General features: G+C 38.7%; 13 protein-coding genes. 12 read left to right on the top strand and 1 reads right to left on the bottom strand.

What is annotated here, in order from left to right:
* The first annotated feature begins 57 nt into the window (after nucleotides 1-57).
* From ffh to pheA, 3 genes are all read left to right on the top strand, one after another.
* On the top strand, nucleotides 58-1,581 hold the full coding sequence (ffh, locus tag RU86_RS09765; RefSeq protein ID WP_096815137.1) for a signal recognition particle protein: 1,524 nt from the start codon (nucleotides 58-60) through the stop codon (nucleotides 1,579-1,581).
* A gap of 70 nt (nucleotides 1,582-1,651) precedes the next feature.
* Complete coding sequence (locus tag RU86_RS09760; RefSeq protein ID WP_096815136.1) at nucleotides 1,652-2,134, top strand: shikimate kinase; 483 nt, start codon at nucleotides 1,652-1,654, stop codon at nucleotides 2,132-2,134.
* The gene (pheA, locus tag RU86_RS09755) at nucleotides 2,131-2,958 is read left to right on the top strand and encodes a prephenate dehydratase (protein ID WP_096815135.1); all 828 of its coding nucleotides are present in this window, start codon (nucleotides 2,131-2,133) and stop codon (nucleotides 2,956-2,958) included. The genes RU86_RS09760 and pheA overlap by 4 nt, the downstream gene beginning before the upstream one ends.
* A gap of 27 nt (nucleotides 2,959-2,985) precedes the next feature.
* Here pheA and RU86_RS09750 read toward each other — a convergent pair whose 3' ends face one another.
* Nucleotides 2,986-4,191 carry an ABC transporter gene (locus tag RU86_RS09750; protein ID WP_096815134.1) on the bottom strand — a complete coding sequence of 402 codons (1,206 nt, stop codon included), beginning with the start codon at nucleotides 4,189-4,191 and terminating at the stop codon, nucleotides 2,986-2,988.
* Between the two features lie 198 nt (nucleotides 4,192-4,389).
* Here RU86_RS09750 and RU86_RS09745 point away from each other — a divergent pair, with 198 nt between their 5' ends.
* The 9 genes from RU86_RS09745 to RU86_RS09705 all read left to right on the top strand — a co-directional run bounded on the left by RU86_RS09745 (nucleotide 4,390) and on the right by RU86_RS09705 (nucleotide 13,748).
* Nucleotides 4,390-5,142 (top strand): ABC transporter ATP-binding protein, encoded by a 753-nt coding sequence (locus RU86_RS09745; protein WP_096815133.1) that lies wholly within the window; start codon nucleotides 4,390-4,392, stop codon nucleotides 5,140-5,142.
* A complete protein-coding gene (locus RU86_RS09740; RefSeq protein WP_179296268.1) occupies nucleotides 5,142-7,106 on the top strand; it encodes an ABC transporter permease in 1,965 nt (654 codons plus the stop codon). Before RU86_RS09745 ends, RU86_RS09740 begins: the two co-directional genes overlap by 1 nt.
* A 108-nt stretch (nucleotides 7,107-7,214) precedes the next feature.
* Nucleotides 7,215-7,871, top strand: coding sequence for a response regulator transcription factor (locus RU86_RS09735; RefSeq protein WP_096815131.1), 657 nt, complete (start codon nucleotides 7,215-7,217; stop codon nucleotides 7,869-7,871).
* Nucleotides 7,868-8,836 (top strand): sensor histidine kinase, encoded by a 969-nt coding sequence (locus tag RU86_RS09730; protein ID WP_096815130.1) that lies wholly within the window; start codon nucleotides 7,868-7,870, stop codon nucleotides 8,834-8,836. The genes RU86_RS09735 and RU86_RS09730 overlap by 4 nt, the downstream gene beginning before the upstream one ends.
* Before the next feature lie 179 nt (nucleotides 8,837-9,015).
* A complete protein-coding gene (locus RU86_RS09725) occupies nucleotides 9,016-9,537 on the top strand; it encodes an RNA polymerase sigma factor (RefSeq protein WP_096815129.1) in 522 nt (173 codons plus the stop codon).
* Entirely contained in the window at nucleotides 9,530-10,594 is a 1,065-nt protein-coding gene (locus tag RU86_RS09720) for a hypothetical protein (protein ID WP_096815128.1), read from the top strand. Before RU86_RS09725 ends, RU86_RS09720 begins: the two co-directional genes overlap by 8 nt.
* A 168-nt stretch (nucleotides 10,595-10,762) precedes the next feature.
* Entirely contained in the window at nucleotides 10,763-12,109 is a 1,347-nt protein-coding gene (trmFO, locus tag RU86_RS09715) for a methylenetetrahydrofolate--tRNA-(uracil(54)-C(5))-methyltransferase (FADH(2)-oxidizing) TrmFO (protein WP_096815127.1), read from the top strand.
* An 85-nt stretch (nucleotides 12,110-12,194) separates the two neighbouring features.
* Nucleotides 12,195-13,442 carry a diaminopimelate decarboxylase gene (locus tag RU86_RS09710; RefSeq protein ID WP_096815126.1) on the top strand — a complete coding sequence of 416 codons (1,248 nt, stop codon included), beginning with the start codon at nucleotides 12,195-12,197 and terminating at the stop codon, nucleotides 13,440-13,442.
* 69 nt (nucleotides 13,443-13,511) lie between these two features.
* On the top strand, nucleotides 13,512-13,748 hold the full coding sequence (locus RU86_RS09705) for a YneF family protein (protein WP_096815125.1): 237 nt from the start codon (nucleotides 13,512-13,514) through the stop codon (nucleotides 13,746-13,748).
* Nucleotides 13,749-13,853 lie beyond the last annotated feature (105 nt).

The following is a 13,853-nucleotide window of genomic DNA, read 5'->3' as shown; positions in this document are numbered from 1 at the left end:
AGGAGGATATGAGTTTTAAGTAACGAGTCATTTAGGTTACTTGCTCATACGACAATTATGGCATTTGAAAATTTAACCCAACGCTTGCAAGGTGTCTTTAAGAATTTCCGTGGCAAGAAAAAAATTACCGAAAATGATGTTTTAGAAATCACTAAAGAAATCCGCGTCGCTTTATTAGAAGCCGATGTTGCTTTACCTGTTGTCAAAAAATTCATCAGAAACATCCGTGAGCGTGCCATCGGTGTTGAAGTATCCGAAGCCTTACAACCTGCCCAACAAGTGATTAAAATCGTCGATGAAGAATTGACAGCGATTTTAGGTGGTGGGGAAGTTACATTAGGTAAATCTCCTAAAATCCCGACCATCATCATGATGGCAGGTCTTCAAGGGGCTGGTAAAACAACCTTTGCTGGAAAACTAGCTAAACGCCTCAAAGACACTGAAAATGCACGGCCTTTGATGATTGCGGCCGATGTTTATCGACCAGCAGCTATCGAGCAGTTAAAAACAGTCGGAAAACAAGTAGATGTCCCTGTCTATGATGAAGGAACAGATGTTAACCCTGTTGAGATCGTCCGTCATGGCTTAGCCTTAGCTGCTGAGAAACGTCATGATTATGTCTTGATCGATACGGCAGGTCGTCTTGAAATTGATGAAAAACTCATGGATGAGTTGATTCAAATCAAAGCAGTAGCTCAACCAACTGAAATTCTATTAGTTGTGGATGCCATGACTGGTCAAGTCGCCGCTGATGTTGCTAAAAAGTTCAATGAAACGCTTGATATCTCAGGTGTCATCATTACCAAACTTGATGGGGATACACGTGGTGGGGCTGCACTTTCTATTCGTGAGATTACTGGTAAGCCGATTAAGTTTGTCGGGACTGGTGAGAAGCTAACTGATTTGGAAGTCTTCTATCCGGATCGTATGAGTTCACGTATTCTTGGCATGGGTGACATGCTGACCTTGATCGAAAAAGCACAAGGGCAGTTTGATGAAGCACAATCAGCTAAAATGGCTGAAAAAATGCGTGAAAATAGCTTTGATTTTAATGACTTTATTGAGCAATTAGATCAAGTCCAATCGATGGGGCCTTTGGATGAAATCATGAAGATGATTCCGGGGATGTCTGAGATTCCAGGTGCTGCAAACATTAAAGTTGATGAAAAAGACATCGCACGAAAACGTGCCATGGTCTTATCAATGACACCAGCAGAACGGGAAAATCCTGAGATATTATCACCGTCTCGGCGCAGACGGATTGCAGCAGGATCAGGCAATACCTTTATTGAAGTCAATAAACTGATCAAACAGTTTAATGAATCTAAGAAAATGATGAGTGGTATCATGAATGGTGATATGAGTGCCATGCTAGGTGGTATGGGCGGCGGTAAAATGCCAAATATGCCAGCTGGTATGCCTGATATGAGCGCACTTGGCGATATGGGTGGCGCTGGTATGCCTGACATGAGTGCCATGTTTGGTGGTGGTCTTAAAGGTAAAGTTGGTAAGATGGCCATGAATGCTGCCATGAAACGTGCTCAGAAAAAACTCAAAAAAGGTAAGAAAAAGAAAAAATAAGGACTAAATGTGTTGCGCTTAAGATGAGTAGTAGCGCGTTCGATGCCTTAGACAGGATATAACTAGACGAATGACAATTTTTTTAATCGGGTTTATGGGATCGGGCAAGTCAACAGTTGCGAACTTATTGGCAACTGACTTTATTGATATGGATGCAGTCATCGTTGCTAACATAGGGATGCCTATTTCAGCGTATTTTGAGAAGTATGGTGAGCCTGCCTTTCGTCAGGTTGAATCAAAGCTCTTAAAAACATTGGCATTGTCTGGTAAGGTTGTCTCGACTGGAGGCGGAATTGTTTCTGCTAAAGAAAATAGGCGAATCCTGAGTGAGTCAACAAGTCAGGTCATCTACCTTAAGTCAAATTTTTCTGATCTATATGCACGCATTATGGCAGATAAAGAAAACGTCAGACCCTTATTTTTAGAGCATACAAAAGAAGCCCTAGAGGTCATCTACGAGAGTCGAGAAGCATTATATGAAATGGTTGCGACAAAGACTGTGCTTGTGACTGATAAGTGCCCAGAAGCTATTGTAAAGGAAATTCAATTATGAAGATTGGTTATCTCGGTCCGAAAGCATCTTTTACCTATGCAGCAGCCTATGCAGCATTTCCTGAAAGCCATCATACCTTGATCCCCTTTGAGACCATTACTGAGGTTATCAAAAATTATGAGACTGGTTTAGTTGATTTTGCCATTGTCCCAGTTGAAAATTCGATCGAAGGTAGTGTCCACCAAACGGTTGATTATCTCTACTTACAAGCTGATAATATCAGGGCACAGGCCGAGATTGTACAACCCATCAAACAACAGTTGATGGCGACAGATAGCACCAAGCGGATCGATAAAATATTTTCTCATCCACAAGCCATTGCCCAATCGCTTAAATACCTACAAACGCATTTTCCAGAAGCTAAAATCGAGAGTACAGATAGTACGGCCTATGCCGCACAGTTTGTCGCTGGACATCCTGATAAACCCTTTGCTGCTATCGCACCTGTGGCCAGTAGCCTTGAATACGACTTAACCATCATTGCGCATGATATACAAGAAATTGATGAGAATTATACGCGATTCTGGATATTAGGTAAGACAAGACCACAAATTAAGTTGCCCGTTTCTGACCAAAAAATTACCCTAGCACTAACCTTAACAGATAATCAACCAGGTGCCCTATATAAGGCCTTAAAAGTATTTTCAGATTTTGGGATTAACTTATCAAAGATAGAATCTCGTCCGCTTAAAACCTTCTTAGGTGAATATTTTTTCTTAGTTGATGCGGTCTATTCTGGTGACTATATATACTTGATTAACGCCCTTGAAAAACTTGGTATTACGGTCAAACAGCTTGGTAAATACAAGGTTTACAAGATGTAATGACGCAAAAAAACTAACGGATGTTGTCTATTCCGTTAGTTTTTTTTCAGATACGATTAATTTATTATCAGGTGTTAAGTTCAGTTGATAGGTTGGCGTGGTTGAAAAAGCGATTTTTAGATTTTGTAAACAGAGAACAAGCCACGTAAAGCCAAAACCATAGCCCAGAATCTCAAAGGCAGTGAGTGAGATATAATGTACACCCATAAATAAAACGATAAGGGCAATCATAAATCCTGCGAAGGCATAGGATAGGATCAGAAACTCTTTTGAGATTTTAGGCACTAACCATTTTTGTAAGAGAATGATAACAAGCATGAGTGCAACCATCGATTTTGCTGCGAAATTATGAGCTGTATGAAGCCATGAACCAGCCACGTTTTCAAATGTCCCAATTAAGGCTAAAGACGTGCAGATAAGACTAAATAGCACACGCAAAATCGTTAATTTGATATAGCGGTCACGAGCCAGCTTATTTTTATCAATGATGTCACCAAAAATATAATCGGTTAATGTTAACATTAATAGAGATGAGAAAACAAGCGTGAGATTAAACTGCCACTTGTTACCAGCATTTTGGGTCCCAAGAAAACTAAAATTGATCTGCCACCAGTTAGGATTGGCATTGGTGATCATGGATAAAAAGAGCCCACCGATAGTTGTTAGGGAAAAAATCGTCGTGATCCGAGCAAAGGTGATAGTCAATGCAGCATAGATCATACTGAAATTACCGATGGCCACAAAAATTAAAATCAACCAACTTGCTGTAAATGGATCAAATTTTGCACCAATAAAGGCGAAATCAATGACATAAAAAAAGAGTGAATAAAAGGCGTATAGTAGGATCGTGTGCGCGATGGTTAAGGTAAAGAAATTCCTAATCCTCGTCATACGTCCCGTGGACAATTCTGTTATATGTGGTCTGACAAGCATTGAAATCATAAAACTGATCAGACCGGATATGACACCTAAAAAGGCCGCAACTTCACTAACTGAAAAGCCATCTGATACGAGTGACACAAGCCGAACCTGATTTGTTTGAAAAATAATAAAGGCAATGATGGCACTGATAAGTGCTGGTACCAAGGTCCATCTTAGGGAGATATTTTGAGACAGATTGGTTGCATTTGGTGGTTTAATGACTAAACTATTTGATTCAAAAACAGCCTCAAATTGGCTTGTTTTGTCTATTTTGTCATATAACTCATCCGGTATTTGTAAGTTAAGCTTCATAAATTGATTATAACACAATTCATTTATGACATATCGGGTTAAGTCATAGACCTTACAATGCTGTAAGCAAATACTGGTTGATTGTAAGCATAAAGCGTATTGGCTGTGAGATAATAATAAAGTATAAGTGGCCTAGACACCCGCTGTTAATTAAATAGGTCTACTAGCTATCATTGTCAAATTAAAAGGAGAGTCATCATGTTTTTACAAGTTAATCATTTAGAAAAAGTATTTCAAACACGTTTTTCAAAAGAAAAGACACATGCCTTATCAGATGTTAGTTTTACAGCTGAGCAGGGAGAGTTCATCGCCATTATGGGAGAGAGTGGAAGTGGTAAAACGACCTTACTTAATATTTTAGCCACCCTAGAAAAACCGAGTAATGGGGATGTCGTGCTTGAAGGAAGGCAGATCAGTACGATTAAAGAAGCAGGACTGGCAGAATTTAGACGAGATCATCTAGGCTTTGTCTTCCAGGACTTCAACCTGCTGGATACACTCAGTGTACGTGATAATATTTTTCTACCTTTGGTGCTAGCAAGGCACCCCTATAAAGAAATGGCTGCGCGTCTTGCAGTCTTGGCACCGAAACTTAGTATTCTAGATCTACTAGATAAGCAACCATTTGAACTCTCTGGTGGGCAAAAACAACGGGTTGCGATTGCACGCGCTTTAATCACCAATCCTAAGCTCATTTTAGCTGATGAACCAACAGCGGCGCTAGACTCAAAAAACTCAGATGTCCTATTAGACTTGTTTGAGCAGATAAATGCTGATGGTCAAACTGTGCTCATGGTAACGCATTCTAGTTTAGCTGCCAGCCATGCCAGTCGCGTCTTATTTATAAAAGACGGTAAAATCTTCCATCAGTTATATCGTGGTTCAAAAACACCCAGAGACTTTAATCTTGATATCATGTCCACCATGACGGCTATATTAGGAGGAGAATGATGTTTTATATCAAACTTGCTGCTCGTAACTTCAAAAAGTCATTAGCAAATTTTGCCCCCTTCTTACTAGCGACAACCGTCATGTTTGCCATGACCTTTATCATCGCAAATATCGCCTTTTCTCCTGGACTAGATAAACTGACTGGTGCTGAATATGCTAAGTTCATGATGATAGCTGGGCTCGTCATCGTTGTTTTCTTTTCGATTATCATCGTTAGCTATAGTTATCGATTTTTACTGAAACAACGGACAAGAGAGTTTGGCTTATATAATATTTTAGGCTTAAATAAAAGACAGATTTCAACCATTTCCTTTTGGGAACTTGTCATTGCCTTCTTTTTAACAGTCATCACTGGGACGATTGTTGGTTTAATTTTATCCCAATTTTTATTTTTAATCTTCACCAAAATTATTGGTGCAAGCTATTTTAACTTAGGCATTTCTGTAGTCGCAATTGGACTTTCCATGCTGACTTTCTTTATCATTTTCTGCTTGCTTATGATGTTTGCATTTACTACAATCAGAAAACATTCAGCAATCAGTCTCTTAAAAGATAATAGTCGAAGTGAACGAGAACCACGTGGCCGCATGATTGTCTCAATTCTCAGTATCGTATGTCTAGGCACTGCCTATTATATGGCGATTACGATCAAGAATCCTTTAGTCGCCTTGATGTCATTTTTTATTGCAGCCTTTCTTGTGATCATCGGCACTTATTGCCTTTATATGGGGGTGACAATCTTTGTACTGAAACGACAAAAGGCTAATAAAGCCTATTACTATAAACCTGAGCATTTTATTACAACCAGTAGCATGTTGTATCGCATGAAAACAAATGCTGTCGGCCTTGCCAATATTACGATTTTAGTCACGATGACCTTTGTTACCATTGCGACATCTGTCGCGCTTTATGTCGGTGTACAAGATGTTATTACGGATCTCTTTCCTAAGAATACTGTTGTGAAAGTATTTGGTAATGATATCACTGAAAATAAAAGTAAATTGGATAGATTTATTAATGATAACCAGCTTGACAAGAAAACAAGATCGACTTATTCCAGTTTTACCACATCTACTGACTTTAAACCTGATCAGGCCAAGCACGTTAAAATTACAACAGAGAACTCAGTCACTAAAGATTATGCCGCCTTATTATTCGTTACACGCAAGGATATGATCGCACTGGGTAACAGCTTACCAGAGGTTAACAATGATCAAGTATTGATGTATAACGTCCAAGGTAGTCGGGATATTAAAACAATGGATTGGTACGGACAACAGCTTTCTGTCATCAAAGTATCCGGTAAGTTAAAGCATGTGACTAATCCCTATACTGTAGCCAACGCTTATATCATGGTCGTAAAAGATGATCAAGAACTGCTTAAACTAACTGATTTATTCAATAAAAGTAACGTGATCAAGTCTAAGGATGGTAGCACGACAAGTCAGACCATTACGATTAATACAGATACCCTGTTTGATCTATCCGAGAAAAACCAGGTGGCCATACAAGCCAAAGATAGTGAGACGATAAGAATCTCAACTGAAACCGAAATTAGGCAAATGATGAATAGCTTGACGGGTGGTTTTCTATTTATTGGTTTTATGCTTGGGATAACATTTATCTTAGGTGCAGCTTTAATTATCTATTATAAGCAACTATCCGAAGGTGCAGAGGATAAAAGAAGTTACCGTATCTTACAAGAAATTGGCTTGACTAAAAAAGAGGTAAAAAGAGCGATCGATTCACAGGTGCTGATTGTCTTCTTCATGCCAATTGTTGTGAGTATCATTCACTTTTCAGCCGCCTTTTTGATGATTGAAAAGTTAATCAAACTCTTTGGTGTATCTAATACATCAAGTATTGCGACTGTTAGTCTGATCACGATCGCAATCATATCAGTCATTTATTACCTGATCTATCGAAAAACGTCTAAAATTTATTATCATATTGTGGAAAGATAACGGCTTACCTAAAACACCGACAAGGTGTTTTTTGTTGGCAATCATCTTAACCCCTTGTCTTTACTGTTTATTCACCGTTTTGGGCTAATTTTTTGCTAAAATAGAGCTATGAAAGATAAAATTTTTATCGTAGAAGATGACACCACGATCGTCAAGTTGTTGCATGATCGGTTAGCAACAGAATTCAGAGTGCAGACGACAGATAATTTTCGTGCCGTTATATCTGAAATTAATGACCATCAACCAGATTTGGTTTTGATGGATATTACGCTACCCTATTTTAACGGGTTTTATTGGACGACAGAAATTCGAAAAGTAAGCCAAGTACCGATTATCTTTATATCAAGCGCAACAGATGAAATGAACGCGGTCATGGCTATGAATATGGGGGCTGATGATTTTGTCAGTAAGCCTTTTTCAGTCGATGTACTCATTGCTAAAATGAATGCCCTTTTGAGGAGAACTAAAGTGCAAGTGAGTAATTTGGTATTTGGTCGTTATACACTTGACTTAACAGGACATTTTTCAGATGGTCAAACGATAATCACCTTGACAAGAACTGAGACAGTCATTCTGAAAAGTCTATTTGAAAAAGTGGGTATCGTCGTTGATAAACAAACTATTTTAAAGCAACTCTGGGAAAGTGATGCTTACATCGATGCCAATACCTTAAATGTCAATATGAGTCGACTTCGAAAAAAATTATTAGGGCTAAATTTTCAAGCGATCCATACGGTTAGAGGTGTGGGGTATGTTGTGAAATGAAAGCACATGGTCATCTTTTAGGCAGGTTTATCCAGGAAAAAACAGGTGAATTAACGACATTTTTTGTAACAGAAGGATTGATTGCCTTAATTTTGGTTCTAGAGGGGATCAATCTAGCCTTATTTTGGGTTGCCTTCTCTACCCCTTTTCTGATCTTTCTAGTTTTTCAAGTGCTAGCTTATATCAAATTTATGCGCTTGCATCAGTTTTTGACAGCAGTTGATGTGACAACCTTACCTGACTTTCCAGATTCAAGTAGGATTGGAGAGGACTATCAGGCACTAATTTTTGAGCTAAATGATAGCAGTCAAAAAAAATATCAAGTATTAGCCGACTTTGATAAAGACTTACTTGATTTGACAAAATTATGGACACATCAAATGAAGGTTCCCCTTTCTGCGCTTGATTTAATGGTGCAAACAGATAGGCTAACCAATCTCGACGTGGAAAACCAAGTAGTTGAGTTGGATAATTATATCACGATTTTATTAAGTTATTTACGCCTGCAGCATACAGCGACTGATTTTCGTTTTGAGGCGTTTGATGTAGCAGATTTGGTGCATGTCATCATCAAAAAATATGCCAATCAATTTATTTTGAAAGATTTATCCGTCTCTGTCATCGGTTCTTGGCAGATAACGAGTGATAAGAAATGGCTATCTGTTGCCTTAGAACAGCTGATTAATAACGCTGTAAAGTATACTAAAACAGGTAGTGTTGCGATTACACTAGACCACTCGATCGATATTTCTGATACAGGAATCGGCATCCTAGCAGAAGATCTACCTAGAATTTTCGAACATGGCTTTACAGGCTTTAATGGTAGAAAACATCAGAAATCAACAGGACTAGGCTTGTATTTGACTCAGGATATCTTGAAAAAACTTTCCTTTGATATTCACATTAGCAGTCAGATTGAAAAGGGGACGATTGTACACGTTAGTAAACATATACCCGTTTTATGAACATACAACGACCCTGTAAGGATGAGGATAAAAATTATCCTTTTTTTATTGTCTCTAGGTTCTGTAGTTACTAGCCGTCCGTGTAAGAAGTTGAAAATAAAGTAAAAAAATGACAACTAATGAAACCTTTTGAGCAATGAGTGTGTCTAATAAGTGAACAAAAAAAGAAAAGGGATGATATGGAAAAAAGCAGACAGATTCAACTGGTCAAAAAAGCTAAGAAAGGAGATGACCAAGCCTTTATTACACTTTGTGAGGACTATCAGCAAGTCATCTATAATGCGGCCTATAAACTACTGTTAAATCATGCAGATGTAAGTGATTGTCTCCAAGAAGCAGAATTAAAAGCTTGGCAAAATATACGTAGTTTAAAGAATGAAGCCGCATTTAATTCTTGGCTATTTAGAATTATGACTAATATTGCTAAAAGTATGTTGATCAAAAAACAGACCTATGTTGAGTTAAAGGACTATCATCTAGTCAGCCAACAGCAAGATATGACAGCGAGTGATACGATGCAAGATATGTTAGCTAAATTACCAGATGTTTACAGGATAATATTGGTTTTATATTATTATGCTGGCTTTAGCATCAAGCAGATTTCTGAACAGGAAAGAAAACCAATTAATACCGTAAAAACGAGACTGGCACGCGGGAGAAAAATGTTGAAAGAACTACTGGAGGATAAAAAATATGGATAAAAAAATAGAAGGGTTATTCAGCTCTCAAGTATCTATACCTGAAGAAGTCTTGACAGAATTGACCCTAAACCGCAGCCAGTTTGCGGGAATAGCACAAGAAGCAGCCCCTCATTCAAATCGTAGCATTAGCAAAAAAATGGGTATCATTATCGGATTAGCCGCGATATTAGGCTTAAGTATTTTATTAACCCAGACACCTGTTATTGCCGTTATAGAGACAGCACTTGGGATCAATCAAGATGCAGCAGTTAAAGTAGTTGAGGAGCAGGGTATCCCAACTAAACTGAACTTAAGTAGTGTCCAAAATGGTCGGGAGATAACCGTCACAAAATTTGTTTCAACAAAGAAAAAAATGGCCTTTGATTATCAGTTTAAGATTGATGATCCGACGCTAAAAACAATACTAGAAAAAACAGGGGAAAATAAAGCAAGACCAGGTTCAGTGATGCTAGGCTTATTTGTAGATGGTAATCCTAAAAATTTGTTTGGCGGTGTTTTCAGTAGGGATACATACTACATAAAGGATGGGATTTATTATGGGTCAGTAGATGCAACTTTTGTGTCACAAACAATCCCTAAGCATGCGAAATTAACCCTGCATATCTATAGTTTAGATTGGATAGATCGCGAGAGAGCAAGACCAATCATAGAAAAAGCAGAAGCAGAAGGGAGTACTGGTTTTACTTTAGGGCCATCAGATGTAAAATATGAAGGGGACTGGCAGTTTAAGATTAACTATCAGCCTATATTAACGACAAGAAAACCCAAAATAAGTAAAACGGTCAATGTTAGTGAGGTTAGCGCAGTAAGTGATGCACTACAAACATCAATCAAGTTTAAGGGACCAAGTTTAACACCAGGTACGTCGCCAGATGTTGTTATCTATCGAAATGATGTGAAGTTAGTACCGAATGCACTTGGATTTGGAGAAGATGGGTATAACACTTGGTTTGACTTAAGCGCCTTGGATAAGTCAAACGCTACCTATAAGATTCAGCTGACTGAAAATGATGACAAGCATAATGGGAAAGTAATTGCTTCATTTGAGTTAAAGTAAGCTAGCAATACTTGCATAATGGCTAGTAATAGAGAGATGATCAAAACGATAGGGTCATCTCTTTTTTATGTCAAACTTAGCTATCATATCAGACCAAACGATAGTATCAGATTAAGAGATATGCTATAATAATGAGAAGTAATAAAGTAATTATAAAGGAAACTATTTATGTCAAACCATATTAATGTTATCGGTGCCGGTCTTGCTGGTTCTGAAGCTGCCTACCAAATTGCCAAGCGTGGCATCTCTGTCAAGCTTTACGAAATGCGTGGTGTCAAGCCAACACCCCAACATAAAACAACGGATTTTGCAGAGCTCGTTTGTTCAAATTCTTTGCGTGGTGATGCAATAACTAACGCTGTTGGCCTTTTGAAAGAAGAGATGCGCCAACTGGATAGTATCATTATCAAGTCAGCAGATGACACACGTGTCCCTGCTGGTGGTGCCTTAGCCGTAGACCGTGAAGGCTTTGCAGCACATGTAACAGCACAAATTTCTAACCATCCCCTAATCGAAGTTATCCGAGCTGAAATGACTGAGATCCCAAATGATGAAATTACTGTCATTGCCTCAGGACCCTTAACATCTGATACCTTAGCAAATAAAATACATGCGTTAAATGATGGTAGTGGCTTTTATTTCTATGATGCAGCAGCCCCTATCGTAGATGTCAGTACCATCGATATGAGTAAAGTCTACCTGAAATCCCGTTATGACAAAGGTGAGGCTGCTTATCTCAATGCCCCGATGTCAAAAGAGGAGTTTACCGCCTTTCAAGAAGCCTTGGTATCAGCTGAGGTTGCTGAGTTAAACGCCTTTGAAAAGGAAAAATACTTTGAAGCTTGCATGCCGATTGAAGTGATGGCAGCGCGTGGTTTCAAAACGATGTTATTTGGACCGATGAAACCAGTTGGTCTTGAAAATCCAAATGAAATCTATACCGTGACAAAACGCGATGGTACGACGTATGAAACAAATGTGCCTTATGCTGTTGTTCAGCTTCGTCAAGATGATGCTGCTGCCAGTCTTTACAATATCGTTGGCTTCCAAACTCACCTTAAGTGGGGAGAACAAAAACGTATTTTCCGAATGATTCCAGGACTAGAAAATGCTGAATTTGTCAGATATGGCGTCATGCATCGTAACTCTTACATGGATTCACCGAATCTATTAACGCAAACACTTAGATCTAAAAAACAAGAGAATCTCTTTTTCGCGGGTCAAATGACTGGTGTAGAGGGCTATGTAGAATCAGCAGCATCTGGCTTAGTCGCAGGCATCAATGCAGCGAAATTATTTAAAGAAGAAGCGTCAGTGATCTTCCCAGAAACAACAGCTATTGGCTCACTACCTTATTATGTCACACATGCTAATAGCAAAAACTTCCAACCGATGAATGTTAACTTTGGTATTATCAAAGAACTTGAAGGGGAGCGTATTCGGGATAAAAAAGAACGTTATACTGCAGTTGCAGAGCGTGCACTTACAGCATTGAAACCCTATCTAGAAGTCTAATCACTTTACAATTAATTACATAAAAATAATTATGTAAAGTACGTGTTGTCTAATTCAGTTTAACCCAGATAAATAAGGAGACCCTATGAAAGTACCTTTTGTAAATCAGTCACAACTTGAAGAGATAGTCGCAACATATCCAACCCCTTTTCATCTATACGATGAGACAGGTATTCGTGAAAAAGCACGTGCACTTAACAAGGCTTTTAGTTGGAATCCAGGGTTTAAAGAATTTTTTGCTGTTAAAGCAACACCAACACCAGCTATTTTAAAAATCTTGCAAGAAGAAAATTGCGGTGTCGATTGTGCCTCTGAAATTGAATTGTTAATGTCACATAAACTTGGCTTTAAAGGTCAAGATATTATGTTTTCGTCAAATAATACACCAGTCCAAGAATTTCAGTATGCCAGAGAAATTGGTGCGACCATTAATCTAGATGCTTATGAACATGTTGCGTTTTTAAATGAGGTGACGAGCATTCCTGAGACAATCTCTTGTCGGTACAATCCTGGGGGCGTTTTCTCACTTGGAACTGATATCATGGACAATCCTGAGGAATCTAAATTTGGTATGACCAAATCCCAGTTAATTCAGGCGTTTAAAGACTTGAAAGCCTTGGGCGTTAAAAAATTTGGTATCCACGCTTTTCTTGCATCTAACACCGTAACAAACGCGTACTATCCTGCTCTAGCAAAAGAATTATTTGAGTTAGCAGTTGAAGTCGTTGCAGCAACAGATGTTGAACTTGACTTTATTAATCTATCGGGCGGTATTGGTGTCAATTACCTACCTGATCAGGTGGCAAACGATATCGCGATCATTGGTGAGGGTGTCAGACAGGCCTATGAAGCTGTTCTTACCCCTAATGGACTTGGACAAGTTAAGATTTTTACAGAGCTTGGCCGGTTTATGTTAGCACCACACGGTCATTTGATTACGACTGTCTTACATATGAAAAAAACCTATCGTGATTATGTTGGTGTTGATGCGAGTGCAGTTAATCTCTTACGTCCTGCCATGTATGGGTCATATCATCATATTAGTGTTTCTGGCAAGGAAACTGCTCCAGAAACGCAAGTTTATGATGTGGTCGGCTCATTATGTGAAAACAACGATAAATTTGCCAAACAAAGAGCACTACCCAAAGTTACTGTAGGTGATACCTTAGTCATCCACGATACAGGTGCCCATGGCTTTTCGATGGGCTATCAGTATAATGCTAAACTACGCTCTGCTGAATTACTGCTTCAAACAGACGGCACAACACGCCTCATTCGTCGAGCAGAAAAAGCAGCAGATTACTTTGCGACTTTAGATGGCTTTGATTTTTAAATGGAAATAGACAGATTATGTAAAATTTGATATAATTAAGTGACTAATCAAAAAGAAGAGAGATAAAAAATGTCAATCGTACTAGCTATTTTATTAATTGTTATTGCTGCCCTAGGTGGCTTTGCTGGCGGCTTGTTCCTTAGCCGTCGTCAAGTTAAGCAAATGTTGATGGAAAACCCACCATTAAACGAAGATGCTGTTAGAACGATGATGAGTTCTATGGGCCGTAAGCCTAGCGAAACACAAGTACAACAAGTACTACGTCAAATTCGTGCAGCTGCAAAACAAGCTGACACTAAAAAATAAGGTTTAAGATAAGGTATCTCTACAAACGATGGTTTGGGATGTCTAGGCAGTATCAGTCATATTGGTTAATGTCTGATACTGATTTTGATCCAGTCCCAAAAGGTC

The sequence above is a fragment of the Pseudolactococcus piscium genome, assembly GCF_002441695.1.
Classification (GTDB): Bacteria; Bacillota; Bacilli; order Lactobacillales; family Streptococcaceae; genus Pseudolactococcus; species Pseudolactococcus piscium.
Note: the sequence above shows the minus strand (reverse complement) of the source record. Positions and strands in the feature narration are given on the sequence as shown.

Excerpts from the sequence above, each read along its gene's own strand:
- ffh (WP_096815137.1), top strand. The coding sequence starts at position 58 with ATGGCATTTGAAAATTTAACCCAACGCTTGCAAGGTGTCTTTAAGAAT.
- RU86_RS09760 (WP_096815136.1), top strand. The coding sequence starts at position 1,652 with ATGACAATTTTTTTAATCGGGTTTATGGGATCGGGCAAGTCAACAGTT.
- pheA (WP_096815135.1), top strand. The coding sequence starts at position 2,131 with ATGAAGATTGGTTATCTCGGTCCGAAAGCATCTTTTACCTATGCAGCA.
- RU86_RS09750 (WP_096815134.1), bottom strand. The coding sequence starts at position 4,191 with ATGAAGCTTAACTTACAAATACCGGATGAGTTATATGACAAAATAGAC.
- RU86_RS09745 (WP_096815133.1), top strand. The coding sequence starts at position 4,390 with ATGTTTTTACAAGTTAATCATTTAGAAAAAGTATTTCAAACACGTTTT.
- RU86_RS09740 (WP_179296268.1), top strand. The coding sequence starts at position 5,142 with ATGTTTTATATCAAACTTGCTGCTCGTAACTTCAAAAAGTCATTAGCA.
- RU86_RS09735 (WP_096815131.1), top strand. The coding sequence starts at position 7,215 with ATGAAAGATAAAATTTTTATCGTAGAAGATGACACCACGATCGTCAAG.
- RU86_RS09730 (WP_096815130.1), top strand. The coding sequence starts at position 7,868 with ATGAAAGCACATGGTCATCTTTTAGGCAGGTTTATCCAGGAAAAAACA.
- RU86_RS09725 (WP_096815129.1), top strand. The coding sequence starts at position 9,016 with ATGGAAAAAAGCAGACAGATTCAACTGGTCAAAAAAGCTAAGAAAGGA.
- RU86_RS09720 (WP_096815128.1), top strand. The coding sequence starts at position 9,530 with ATGGATAAAAAAATAGAAGGGTTATTCAGCTCTCAAGTATCTATACCT.
- trmFO (WP_096815127.1), top strand. The coding sequence starts at position 10,763 with ATGTCAAACCATATTAATGTTATCGGTGCCGGTCTTGCTGGTTCTGAA.
- RU86_RS09710 (WP_096815126.1), top strand. The coding sequence starts at position 12,195 with ATGAAAGTACCTTTTGTAAATCAGTCACAACTTGAAGAGATAGTCGCA.
- RU86_RS09705 (WP_096815125.1), top strand. The coding sequence starts at position 13,512 with ATGTCAATCGTACTAGCTATTTTATTAATTGTTATTGCTGCCCTAGGT.